We start from the raw sequence: 13,123 nt of genomic DNA on the forward strand, positions 1-13,123 counted from the left end.
CATCTCTAAATGCCAATCAGCACCTATAAAGATTCGTGCGACACGGAGCGCTATTCGATGTCCCCTCGTCCTACCCGCCAATCCTCTTCACCTTCGCGCATGCTGTCGCTGCTGACTGCCGCCATCCTGATGGCCGGCAGCGCGCCGCTCATGGCGGCCACCGCCGACGGGCAGCCGACCCGCAACATGGGCGATTACTCGTTCGCCATTCCCCAGCAGTCGCTGGTGTCGGCGCTTAATGCGTTTACCGCGGTGACAGGCTGGCAAGTCGGCTTGCCGGCCGAACTGGCGCAAGGTGTGGCCTCGCCGGGCGTGCGGGGGGCCCTGCCACCGGAGAAAGCCCTGGATCGCCTGTTGGTGGGGACCAACCTGAGCTATCGCAAACTGGGCAACCACAACATCGTGCTGGAGAAGCGCAGCGCCAGCGGCGCGCTCAATCTGGAGCGGGTGACCATCAGCGCCACCCGTACCGAACAGGACGTGAACACCGTGCCGAGTACGGTGACCGTTTACACTCGCGAAGAGCTGGACCGCGACAACGTCAATAACATCAAGGATCTGGTGCGCTATGAACCAGGTGTGTCAGTCGGTGGCGCCGGTCAGCGCGCCGGCATCACTGGCTACAACATCCGTGGCATTGACGGTGACCGCGTCCTGACCCAGGTCGATGGGGTGCAAGTGCCCGACGGTTTCTTCAACGGCCCGTATGCCCAGACCAACCGCAACTATGTTGACCCTGAAATCGTCAAGCGAGTGGAAATCCTCCGCGGCCCGGCCTCGGTGCTGTACGGCAGCAACGCCATCGGCGGCGCGGTCAGTTACTACACGCTGGATCCGGACGACATCATCAAGCCTGGCAAGGACGTGGGCGCGCGCCTGAAAACCGGTTACAGCTCGGCCGACGACAGCTGGCTGACTTCCGGCACCGTAGCCGGCCGCACCGGCGAGTTCGACGGCCTTTTGCACCTGAGTCAGCGTAATGGTCATGCAACAGACTCCTACGGCGAGACCGGCGGTACCGGGCTGAACCGCACCGAGGCCAACCCCGAGGATGTGAGGACCACCAACGTGCTGGCCAAGTTGGGCTGGAACTACGCCGACGACGCTCGCTTCGGGCTGACCTACGAGCACTACAAGGACGACCGCGACACTAATCAGCTCAGTGCAGTGGGGGGACCGTTCAACGCGGGACGCGGTTTCGGCTTCTACAAATCCCGCACAGGTAACGATACTGTCACCCGCGAACGATTCGGCCTGGAGTACCGCTTCGGTCTGGACAGCGCCCTGGCTGACAACCTCAAGTGGACGCTGAACTACCAGATCGCCAAGACTGACCAGAGCACCGAAGAAATCTACGCGCCGTCGCGCACGGTACTGCGCAACCGCAATACCACTTACAAGGATCGCCAATGGGTATTCGACGTCCAGGCAGACAAGGCGTTTGCCGTCGCCGACACTGACCACGTCGTCACCTACGGCACCACCATCAAACAGGACAAAGTCACTGGCCTGCGTACCGGCAGTGGCACCTGCCTGACTGTGTCTGGCGCCTGCCAGACCATCGGCGCCCCCAGCGCCGCCGACACCCTGACCCCGGCCAGCGATTTCCCGGATCCGACCATCAGCACCTATAGCCTGTTCGCCCAGGATCAAATCAGCTGGAACAACTGGACCTTCATACCCGGCGTACGTTACGACTACACCCAGCTCAAGCCACACATCACGGACGAGTTCCTGGTCACCGCCGACCAGAGCGGTAACGGCGAGGTGAACGACGACACCAAGACCTGGCATCGCCTGTCGCCAAAATTTGGCACCACCTATAGCTTCAACGACCATTACACCTGGTACGGCCAGTACGCCGAAGGCTTCCGTACTCCGACCGCCAAGGCCCTGTATGGTCGTTTCGAAAACCTGGCCGGCGGCTATCAGGTCGCGCCTAATCCAGACCTTGAGCCGGAAAAGAGCAAGAGCTATGAAACAGGCCTGCGCGGCCAGTTCGAGGCAGGCACTTTCGATGTGGCGGTGTTCTATAACAAATACCGCGACTTCATCGACGAGAACGCCATCACGCCCGGCTACACCGAAACCACCTTCCAGAGCAACAACATCAAACATGCCACCATCAAGGGCCTGGAGTTCAAGGGCCGTCTGAACCTGGACAGTTTCGGAGCCCCGACCGGTCTCTATACCCAAGGCTCGGTGGCGTACCTGTATGGTCGTAACGATGACAGCGGCCAGCCGCTTAACAGCATCAACCCGCTGACCGGCGTGTTCGGCCTGGGTTATGACCAGGACAACTACGGTGCCCAGTTGAACTGGACTCTGGTCAAGCGCAAAACCCGCGTCGACAGCACCAGCTTCAAAAGCCCCGACGGCACCAGCACCCAGTTCAAGACCCCGGGTTACGGCGTGCTCGACCTGGCCGGCTTCTACAAGGTGACCGACGATGTGACCATCAATGCCGGCCTCTACAACCTGACCAACAAAAAATACTGGCAGTGGGATGACGTGCGCGGTTACGACAGCGTCGGCGAAGCCTCGGTGACTCAACCGGCCAACCTCGATCGCCTGACTCAACCAGGCCGCAACTTCGCAATCAATCTGGTCTGGGATATCTGATCGCCTGCACCTCGCTGCGCGGTTGTTCAGCGCCGCACAGTGAGGATTTTTTACTGTCCGGCGCCTGCCCATTCGTCTCGTTACCAGGCGCCTCTTTTTCTCAAGGATTTCTCATGACCCCTCAGGACACCGCTCAACGCCCTGCTCTGCGTTCGCAACGCTTGAACCAGATCACTAACGAGCCTCACACCAGGCTTGATGCCTTGGTCAAAGCCCACGCACCGTTTGAAACCCAGGCCAATTTCGCGCGTTTCGTGGTGGCGCAGTATCTGTTCCAGTCGGAACTGGTGTCGCTGTACAACGATGTCGAACTGACAGCCATCGTCCCGGACCTGCCGGCCCGCTGCCGTGCTGAAGCAGCCAAGGCCGACCTGGCGGACCTGGACACCGAAGTGCCAGCACCAGTCGCCGGAGCCGTGAAGAACCCAACCAAAGCCGAGGCGCTGGGCTGGCTATTCGTCTCCGAAGGTTCAAAGCTTGGCGCCGCGTTTCTGATCAAGCGTGCCGTTGGCCTGGGCTTGAGCGACACCTTCGGTGCCCGGCACCTTGGCGAACCCGCCGGTGGCCGTGCCGAAGGTTGGAAAAGCTTTGTGAAAACCCTCGACGGGCTGGCGTTCACGGCACAGGAAGAAGCCGAAGTGGAACAGGCGGCGGTCGATGCGTTCAACCGGTTTACCGTGTTGCTGGAACAGGCCTATGCCACCACCCCCGAACTCGCCTGATTGAATGCAATCCCCTGTGGGAGCAAGCCCGCTCCCACAGGGACCGAGCAAACCAGCAGGATCCCGATCAAGCTTGAAAAACCCCCTCGAGCCCATGCCTCTGCCCGCCACCTCCAGACTCGCCCGCATCCTCTTCGGCCTGCTGGCCTACATCAGCCTCGGCATCGGCCTGATCGCCATCGTCGTACCCGGCCTGCCGACCACCGAGTTCATCCTGCTCGCCGCCTGGGCCGCCACTAAAAGTTCGCCGCGCCTGAGCGCCTGGCTGGAAAACCATCGGCTGTTCGGACCGATCCTGTGCAACTGGCGCAACGGCAAAATCATTGCCCGTCGAGCCAAGGTCAGCGCCACCGTCAGCATGCTGCTGTGCGCCGGGTTGATGTTGTTCATGCTCGATCATGGCTGGCCGATTTACCTGGCGATCGCGGGCATGAGCCTGGGGAATGCGTGGATCTGGTCGCGGCCGGAACGTCTCTCTCGACCTGCCTGACACTCGCCACATACGACCACCCGTCGGCTTGCCCTCATGCAACCCGACCCCGCGCCGATGGTTCAGGATTGGCGCTGAATGGACTTGGCGAACCGGGTCTACCCCCGACCCGCAGCCAACACCTCATCCATTCGCGAGTTCGCCCTATGTTCGACGCTCTCTCCATCCGCCTGAAAATCGTCCTGCTGTCCGGCCTGTGCCTGCTGGGCGTGGTCCTCCTGATCGTCGGCATGAACATCTACCAGACCAATCAGAACGACCAGCTGGTCAGTGCCTCCAGCAGCAAAATGCTCACCGCCAGCGTGCAGGATCTGCTCCAGGCCAAGGCGGCCGAACAAGCCGTGCGCGTGCAGAAGACTTTCGGCGAAAACCTGCTGGTGGTGACCGCCCTGGCTGATCAGATCAAGGACATGCGCAGCATGGCCGCCAAGCGCTCGCTTGAAGCCGGGGCCCTGCGCGAAGAGTTGAACCAGAGCCTGAAGACCGCCTTCGAGCGCAACAGCAAGGTGCTGGGGATCTGGCTGGCCTTCGAACCCGATGGCCTGGACGGCAAGGATCGCGAATTCGCCAACGATGCGGCGCGTCAGTCCAATGAGGCCGGTCGTTTCGCCAGCTACTGGAGCCGTGCCGGCGGGGCCGGTATCAATACGATCATGGTCGAAGACGACATGATCAAGACCACCTTGAGCCTTAGCGGCACGCCGTATAACAGCTGGTACACCTGCCCCCGCGACAGCAGGCGCACCTGCCTGCTGGACCCCTATGCCGACACCGTCGCCGGCAAGGAAATGCTGATGACCACCATTGCCGTACCGCTGCTGGTGGCTGGCAAATCCATCGGTGTGGTCGGGGTGGATATCGCCCTCGACGCCTTGCAAGCGGCGTCTGTCGAATCTCAACGCGAGCTGTTCAATAGCGCCGGCCACATGCTGATCGTCTCCGGCAGCGGCGTACTCGCCGGCTATAGCGCGGACGCGAGCAAAGTCGGCAAAAGCATCAGTGACACGCTGGGCCCGGACGGCAAGGACGTCCTGCAATTGTTGGGTGGAGGCGCGCCGAAAATACTCGAACAGGGCGACCTGATCCGTGCGGTGTACCCGGTCAGCCCGATTGCCGAATCCAAAGCCTGGGGCGTGGTGATCGACCTGCCCAAACAAGTGCTGCTGGCCGACTCGGTGAAGCTGCAAGCGGTGCTCGATGGTGCCCAGCAAAGCGGCACGATCAAGGCGGTGCTGGTGGCGGTAGTCGCTGGCTTGATCGGCCTGTTGCTGATCTGGCTCACTGCGTCCGGCGTGACCCGGCCGATCAATAGCGTGGCCCAGATGCTCAAGGCGATTGCCAGCGGCGACGGCGACCTGACTCAGCGCCTGCACTACAACAAGAAAGACGAACTGGGCGAGTTGGTCAGCTGGTTCAATCGTTTCCTCGACAAGCTGCAACCAACCATCGCGCAGATCAAGCAAAGCATCACTGACGCCCGTGGCACCGCCGACCAATCCTCGGAAATTGCCCGTCAAACCAGCGAAGGCATGCAGGTGCAATTCCGCGAAATCGACCAGGTCGCCACCGCATCCAATGAAATGAGCGCCACCGCCCATGACGTCGCCAACAGTGCGTCGAATGCCGCGAGCGCAGCCAAAGGTGCCGATCAGTCGGCCCGCGACGGCCTGTCGATCATCGAGCGCAGCACCCGCGACATCAATCAGCTCGCCGAGGAAGTCAGCAAGGCGGTGACTGAAGTTGAAGCCCTGGCGGTCAACAGTGAACAGATCGGCTCGGTATTGGAAGTGATCCGCAGCATCGCCGAGCAAACCAACCTGCTGGCGCTCAACGCGGCAATCGAAGCGGCCCGTGCCGGCGAGAGCGGGCGCGGGTTTGCGGTCGTCGCCGATGAGGTGCGCAACCTGGCCAAACGCACGCAAGACTCGGTGGAAGAAATCCGCCAGGTGATCGAGCGCATCCAGACCGGCACCCGCGGCGTGGTGGCCACCATGCATTCGAGCCAGACCCAGGCCCACAGCAACGCCGGACAAATCCAGCAGGCGGTGCAGGCCTTGAGCAAAATCAGCGACGCGGTCACCGTGATCAGCGACATGAACCTGCAAATCGCCAGCGCCGCCGAACAGCAAAGCGCCGTCGCCGAAGAGGTCAATCGCAACGTCTCGGCCATCCGCACCGTGACCGAAACCCTCACCGGACAAGCCACCGAATCGGCGCAGATCAGCAACCACCTCAACGCCCTGACCACCCGGCAGATGGAATTGATGGATCAGTTCCGGGTGTAGCCCGCAATAGATCGCAGCCTGCGCCGATCCCTGTAGGAGCTGCCGCAGGCTGCGATCTATCGATCTTTTGATCTATGCTGCCCTCTCGCTCCGGAGGGCCTTCGATGACTGATCTACTCACGTCCATTCAAGCCGCACTCGGCTTGCCTCATACCCCGATCCCGTTCACTTCCAGTGGCGCCCTGCCCTCGGCGTTTGCCGTGACAGACCTGGCGTGCGCCAGCATCGCCGCCGCCGGCCAGGCCATCGGCGAATTGCTCAATCAACAAACCGGGCGCCTGCCCCACCTTGAGGTCGACCGGCGCCTGGCCTCGTTCTGGTTCTCGACCTCGATCCGCCCGATGGGCTGGAGCGTGCCGCCGCTGTGGGACCCGATCGCGGGCGACTACGCGACCAAGGATGGCTGGATCCGCCTGCACACCAACGCCCCCCATCACCGCTCCGCTGCCGAACACGTGCTGGGTGTCTGTGCCGACCGCGCAGCGATGGCGAGCAAGGTGGCTCAGTGGACCAACACCGATCTGGAACAGGCGGTGGTCGACGCTGGAGGCTGCGCCGCCGAGATGCGATCCTGGGCGCAGTGGCAGGCCCATCCCCAAGGTCAGGCCGTAAATGCCGAACAGCTGGTTCAGTTCGCCGCCAACAGCAGCCGGAACGCAAAACCCTGGCAAGGTTCGGTGGCGCAACCGCTGGCCGGGATCAAGGTGCTGGATCTGACTCGCGTACTCGCGGGACCGGTCGCCAGCCGTTTTCTCGCCGGGCTCGGCGCCGACGTCCTGCGTGTCGATCCACCGACCTGGAACGAACCGGGCGTGGTGCCTGAAGTCACCCTGGGCAAACGCTGCGCGCGTCTGGATCTGCATGACAAGGCCGATCGCGAGCTGTTTGAAGGCCTGCTCAAGGACGCCGACATCCTGCTGCACGGCTATCGCGCCGATGCCTTGGAGCGTCTGGGGTATGGCCTCGCCGAACGCCAGCTATTGGCTCCCGGGCTGATCGACGTCTGCCTGAACGCCTACGGCTGGAGCGGCCCGTGGCAGAACCGCCGCGGCTTCGACAGCCTGGTACAGATGAGCAGCGGCATAGCCGAAGCCGGCATGCACTGGCAGCAGGCGGACAAACCGACGCCCTTGCCCTTGCAAGCGCTGGATCACGCCACCGGGTATTTGATGGCGGCCAGTGCGATCAGGTTGCTGGCAGAGCGGTTGAGCAGCGGACGGGGCGGCTCGGCGCGATTGTCCCTGGCGCGGACGGCGAAGTTGTTGGTCGAGGGTGGTGCCGGGACGGATGAGCCGCTGCGGGCGGAGAAGCAAAGCGATCAAGGGTTATTGGTCGAGCAAACGCCCTGGGGGCCGGCGCATCGGTTACAGGTGCCGCTGAAAATGACCGGGACGCCGCTGCAGTGGGCTATTCCGGCTGGGGAACTGGGTTCACATCGCCCGTTGTGGTGGTGACGATACCGGCCCCTTCGCGAGCAAGCCCGCTCCCACATTAGTCCGCGTTCGTCCAGGTAAACTTCGATCTCCTGTGGGAGCGGGCTTGCTCGCGAAGGCGGCGGCCCAGTCAATATCGATATCGCCTGACACACCGTTTTCCGAGCAAGCCCGCTCCCACAGGTCCAGCGTTCTCCACCCTTAAGTCCTGCGCAGGATTTCATCATTGGTCCGCGCCAAGGCATACTTGCCACCCTCCGCACGCCAGAACCAAAAACCGCCCCATGCGTATCCACGTCAGCTTTATCGACCGCGTCGGCATCACCCAGGAAGTCCTGGCCTTGCTCGGTGGACGCAATCTCAACCTGGACGCGGTGGAAATGGTGCCGCCCAACGTCTACATCGACGCCCCGACCCTGAGCCCGCAAGTCCTCGAAGAGCTGCGCGATGCGCTGTTCAGCGTACGCGGCGTGCAGGCGGTGACGGTGGTCGACATCCTCCCCGGGCAGCGTCGGCATTTGCAGCTCGATGCATTGCTCGCGGCCATGACCGACCCGGTACTGGCCCTGGACAGTGCCGGCAAGGTATTGCTGGCCAACCCGGCGTTGATCGCGCTTTACGGTCGCGAACCGGCCGGTGAAAGCGTCGCCGACTTATTCGCCGATCCGCTATTGCTCGACGCCTTGCTGGAGCATGGTTTCCGTCTTCCGCTGCGCGAGATCACCGTCAACGGCCAGACCCTGTTGCTGGACGCCACGCCGATCACCAATGCCGGCGCCTTGCTGACCCTGTATCAACCGAACCGCATTGGCGAACGCCTCTCGGCGCTGCACCACGACCATGCCGAGGGTTTCGATGCGTTGTTGGGCGAGTCGCCGGCCATTCGAACACTCAAGGCCCGCGCCCAACGAGTGGCGGCGCTCGATGCGCCCTTGTTGATCCAGGGTGAAACCGGCACCGGCAAAGAACTGGTGGCGCGTGCCTGTCACGCCATCAGTACCCGGCACGGCTCACCGTTCCTGGCGTTGAACTGCGCGGCATTGCCGGAGAACCTCGCCGAAAGCGAGCTGTTCGGCTACGCCCCCGGCGCGTTCACCGGCGCGCAACGGGGCGGCAAACCGGGGCTGATGGAGCTGGCCAACCAGGGCACGGTATTTCTCGATGAGATCGGCGAGATGTCGCCTTACTTGCAGGCGAAATTGTTGCGCTTCCTCAATGACGGCAGCTTCCGCCGTGTCGGCGGGGATCGTGAGGTCAAGGTCAACGTGCGGATCCTCAGCGCGACCCATCGCGACCTGGAAAAAATGGTCAGCGAAGGTTCATTCCGCGAAGACCTGTTTTATCGTCTCAACGTCCTCAACGTCGAAGTCCCGCCGCTGCGCGAACGCGGCCAGGACATCCTGCTGCTGGCTCGCTATTTCATGCAGCAGGCCTGCGCGCAGATCCAGCGCCCGGTCTGTCGCCTGGCGCCGGGAACCTATCCGGCATTGCTGGGTAACCGCTGGCCGGGCAACGTGCGGCAACTGCAGAACGTGATCTTCCGCGCCGCAGCGATTTGCGAAAGCAGCCTGGTGGACATCGGCGATCTGGACATCGCCGGTACTTCCGTGGCGCGTCAAAGCGACAGCGAGGTCGATAGCCTCGAGCAAGCCATGGAAGAGTTCGAGAAGACGCTGCTGGAAAAACTCTACGTCAGCTACCCCTCCACTCGCCAACTGGCCAGCCGTCTGCAGACCTCCCACACCGCCATCGCCCATCGGTTGCGCAAGTACGGGATTCCCAACAAGCCGTAAGCCTGGGAATGCGATCTCATTCCCCATACAACCCCCCTGTGGGAGCGGGCTTGCTCGCGAAGGCGGTGTATCAGCCAACATTAATGTCGATTGACACGCCCTCTTCGCGAGCAAGCCCGCTCCCGCAGGTTTTGTGTCCGGCCAATGGATCCTCTTCAAAAGCGACCTCCACCTGTACGGAAAGCGCTACAGCGGAACGATATCGCTACACCCTCCTCTGATCACCGCTGTGCAAGGCTTTGATCCCTCTAGGCTTTTTTCTTTGCCTCGCGTTGTAGCGATTTCGCTACAGCCGATACATCACCTCGCCTTACAAATTCACATAAGTTATTGATTTATAAGGAATAAACAACATTGGCCGCGAATTTGCTTAGTAACCACTCATAAAACAGGGCATTGCCCCAGCATTCACCATCGCGTCCACCAGACGAGTCTGGCCCCCTTAGGAGTTTCCATGAGCGAATTGCGTTTTACTGAAGATCACGAATGGCTGCGCACCGAAGCTGACGGTAGCGTCACAGTTGGTATCACCGCTTTCGCGCAGAATGCCCTGGGCGACGTGGTTTTCGTACAACTGCCTGAGCTGCAGTCCTACGACAAAGGCGCTGAAACCGCCACCGTGGAATCGGTAAAAGCGGCCAGCGGCGTGTACATGCCCCTGGACGGAGAAATCCTGGAAGTGAACCCGGCGCTGGACAGCAGCCCGGAACTGGTCAACGAAGATCCGCTGGGCGAAGGCTGGTTCTTCCGCTTCCAGCCAACCGACGCCTCGGCTGTTGCCAAATTGCTGGATCAGGACGCCTACGACCGCCTGATCAAAGCCAACGCCGAAGCCTGAGGAGCGCCGACATGACTCAAGTAAATCCTGCCGTTGTAAACATAAGCACCGCCAACGAATTCATCGCCCGCCACATCGGCCCGCGTGCAGGCGATGAGCAAGCCATGCTCAACAGCCTCGGTTTCGACTCCCTGGAAGCCCTGAGCGCCAGCGTCATTCCGGAAAGCATCAAAGGCACCAGCGTGCTCGGCATGGACGACGGCTTGAGCGAAGCCGACGCACTGGCGTTGATCAAATCCATCGCCGGCAAGAACCAGCTGTTCAAGACCTACATCGGCCAGGGCTACTACGGCACCCACACGCCGTCGCCGATCCTGCGCAACCTCCTGGAAAACCCGGCCTGGTACACCGCCTACACCCCGTACCAGCCGGAGATTTCCCAGGGCCGTCTCGAAGCGCTGCTGAATTTCCAGACCCTGATCAGCGACCTGACCGGCCTGCCGATCGCCAACGCCTCGCTGCTGGATGAAGCCACCGCCGCCGCCGAAGCCATGACCTTCTGCAAACGCCTGAGCAAGAACAAGGGCAGCCACGCCTTCTTCGCCTCCGTGCATTGCCACCCGCAAACCCTCGACGTGCTGCGCACCCGTGCCGAGCCGCTGGGCATCGACGTGGTGGTCGGCGACGAACAAGCACTGACTGACGTGACGCCGTTCTTCGGCGCCCTGCTGCAATACCCGGCGAGCAACGGCGATGTGTTCGACTATCGCGAGCTGACCGAGCGCTTCCACGCTGCCAACGCCTTGGTCGCCGTCGCCGCCGACCTGCTGGCCCTGACCCTGCTGACCCCGCCGGGCGAATTCGGCGCCGACGTGGCCATCGGCAGTGCGCAACGCTTCGGCGTGCCATTGGGCTTCGGTGGCCCGCACGCGGCGTATTTTTCCACCAAGGATGCATTCAAGCGCGACATGCCGGGCCGTCTGGTCGGCGTCTCCGTGGACCGTTTCGGCAAGCCGGCCCTGCGCCTGGCGATGCAGACTCGCGAGCAGCATATCCGCCGCGAGAAAGCCACCAGCAACATCTGCACCGCCCAGGTGCTGTTGGCCAACATCGCCAGCATGTACGCCGTCTATCACGGCCCGCAAGGCCTGACCCAGATCGCCAACCGCGTTCATCACCTGACCGCGATTCTGGCCCAAGGCTTGAGCACACTCGGTCTGGCTGTCGAGCAGGCAAGCTTCTTCGACACCCTGACGATCAAGACCGGCGCCAACACCGCCAAGCTGCACGACCAGGCGCGCGTCCGGCAGATCAACCTGCGCGTCGTCGACGCCGAGCGTCTGGGCCTGTCCCTCGACGAAACCACGTCGCAAGCTGACGTGGAAACCCTGTGGGCCCTGCTGGCCGACGGCAAAACCCTGCCGGACTTCGCCACCCTCGCCGCCGCCGTGCAGAACACCCTCCCGGCCGCGCTGGTGCGCCAGTCGCCGATCCTCAGCCACCCGGTGTTCAACCGTTATCACTCGGAAACCGAGCTGATGCGCTACCTGCGCAAGCTCGCCGACAAGGACCTGGCGCTGGATCGCACCGTGATCCCGCTGGGTTCCTGCACCATGAAACTCAACGCCGCCAGCGAAATGATCCCGGTGACCTGGGCCGAATTCGGCGCCCTGCACCCGTTCGCCCCGGCCGAGCAAAGCGCCGGTTACCAGCAACTGACCGATGAGCTGGAAGCGATGCTCTGCGCCGCCACCGGTTACGACGCGATCTCGCTGCAGCCGAACGCCGGTTCCCAAGGTGAATATGCCGGCCTCCTGGCGATTCGTGCCTATCACCAGAGCCGTGGCGAAGATCGCCGCGACATCTGCCTGATCCCGTCGTCCGCCCACGGCACCAACCCGGCCACCGCCAACATGGCCGGCATGCGCGTGGTCGTGACCGCCTGCGATGCCCGCGGCAACGTCGACATCGAAGACCTGCGGGCCAAGGCCATCGAGCACCGCGAGCATCTCGCGGCATTGATGATCACCTACCCCTCGACCCACGGCGTGTTCGAAGAAGGCATCCGCGAAATCTGCGGCATCATTCATGACAATGGCGGCCAGGTGTACATCGACGGCGCCAACATGAACGCGATGGTCGGCCTCTGCGCCCCGGGCAAGTTCGGCGGCGACGTGTCCCACCTGAACCTGCACAAGACCTTCTGCATTCCCCACGGCGGTGGCGGCCCGGGTGTCGGCCCGATTGGCGTCAAGTCGCACTTGACCCCGTTCCTGCCGGGCCACGCCCAGATGGAACGCAAGCAAGGTGCGGTCTGCGCCGCCCCTTTCGGCAGCGCAAGCATTCTGCCGATCACCTGGATGTACATCCGCATGATGGGTGGTGCCGGCCTCAAGCGCGCCTCGCAGCTGGCGATCCTCAATGCCAACTACATTTCCCGTCGCCTCGAAGAGCACTACCCGGTCCTGTACACCGGCAGCAACGGTCTGGTGGCGCACGAATGCATCCTCGACCTGCGCCCGTTGAAAGACAGCAGCGGCATCAGCGTCGATGACGTCGCCAAGCGCCTGATCGACTTCGGTTTCCATGCCCCGACCATGTCCTTCCCGGTCGCCGGCACGCTGATGATCGAGCCGACCGAAAGCGAATCCAAGGAAGAACTGGACCGCTTCTGCGACGCCATGATCCGCATCCGCGAAGAAATCCGCGCGGTGGAAAACGGCACCCTGGACAAGGACGACAACCCACTGAAAAACGCCCCGCACACTGCCGCGGAACTGGTGGGCGAGTGGACGCACCCGTATAGCCGCGAGCAAGCGGTCTACCCGGTCGCGTCGCTGATCGAAGGCAAGTACTGGCCACCGGTCGGCCGGGTCGACAACGTGTTTGGTGATCGCAACCTGGTTTGCGCCTGCCCGTCGATCGAAAGCTACGCTTAAACGAATGAGGGGGCGGGTTCGCTCGCCCCCCTGTTCAAGAACACCACAAAACCACTGTAGG

The 13,123-nt window shown here is 62.5% G+C and carries 7 protein-coding genes and 2 pseudogenes; all 9 read left to right on the top strand.

The window, feature by feature from the left end; translation table 11 throughout:
• Positions 1 to 57: 57 nt before the first annotated feature.
• The 9 genes and pseudogenes from BZ163_RS19955 to gcvP all read left to right on the top strand — a co-directional run bounded on the left by BZ163_RS19955 (position 58) and on the right by gcvP (position 13,062).
• The gene (locus BZ163_RS19955) at positions 58 to 2,622 is read left to right on the top strand and encodes a TonB-dependent receptor (protein WP_128872271.1); all 2,565 of its coding nucleotides are present in this window, start codon (positions 58 to 60) and stop codon (positions 2,620 to 2,622) included.
• A gap of 113 nt (positions 2,623 to 2,735) precedes the next feature.
• Positions 2,736 to 3,344, top strand: a complete 609-nt coding sequence (locus BZ163_RS19960; RefSeq protein ID WP_128872272.1) for a biliverdin-producing heme oxygenase — start codon at positions 2,736 to 2,738, stop codon at positions 3,342 to 3,344.
• A 94-nt stretch (positions 3,345 to 3,438) separates the two neighbouring features.
• Positions 3,439 to 3,834: a YbaN family protein gene (locus tag BZ163_RS19965; protein WP_128872322.1), complete on the top strand. Its 396-nt coding sequence runs from the start codon at positions 3,439 to 3,441 to the stop codon at positions 3,832 to 3,834.
• A 419-nt stretch (positions 3,835 to 4,253) separates the two neighbouring features.
• Positions 4,254 to 5,213 (top strand): annotated as a pseudogene (locus BZ163_RS36520) (cache domain-containing protein); the annotation flags it as partial.
• 375 nt (positions 5,214 to 5,588) lie between these two features.
• Positions 5,589 to 6,119: pseudogene (locus BZ163_RS36525) on the top strand (methyl-accepting chemotaxis protein); the annotation flags it as partial.
• A 104-nt stretch (positions 6,120 to 6,223) separates the two neighbouring features.
• On the top strand, positions 6,224 to 7,573 hold the full coding sequence (locus BZ163_RS19975) for a CoA transferase (protein ID WP_128872274.1): 1,350 nt from the start codon (positions 6,224 to 6,226) through the stop codon (positions 7,571 to 7,573).
• Positions 7,574 to 7,836: 263 nt separating this feature from the next.
• On the top strand, positions 7,837 to 9,345 hold the full coding sequence (locus BZ163_RS19980; RefSeq protein ID WP_128872275.1) for a sigma-54-dependent transcriptional regulator: 1,509 nt from the start codon (positions 7,837 to 7,839) through the stop codon (positions 9,343 to 9,345).
• 454 nt (positions 9,346 to 9,799) lie between these two features.
• Positions 9,800 to 10,183, top strand: a complete 384-nt coding sequence (gcvH, locus tag BZ163_RS19990) for a glycine cleavage system protein GcvH (protein ID WP_128872276.1) — start codon at positions 9,800 to 9,802, stop codon at positions 10,181 to 10,183.
• An 11-nt stretch (positions 10,184 to 10,194) separates the two neighbouring features.
• On the top strand, positions 10,195 to 13,062 hold the full coding sequence (gcvP, locus tag BZ163_RS19995) for an aminomethyl-transferring glycine dehydrogenase (RefSeq protein WP_128872277.1): 2,868 nt from the start codon (positions 10,195 to 10,197) through the stop codon (positions 13,060 to 13,062).
• Positions 13,063 to 13,123 lie beyond the last annotated feature (61 nt).

Source organism: Pseudomonas sp. VI4.1 (assembly GCF_002029345.1).
GTDB lineage: Bacteria > Pseudomonadota > Gammaproteobacteria > Pseudomonadales > Pseudomonadaceae > Aquipseudomonas.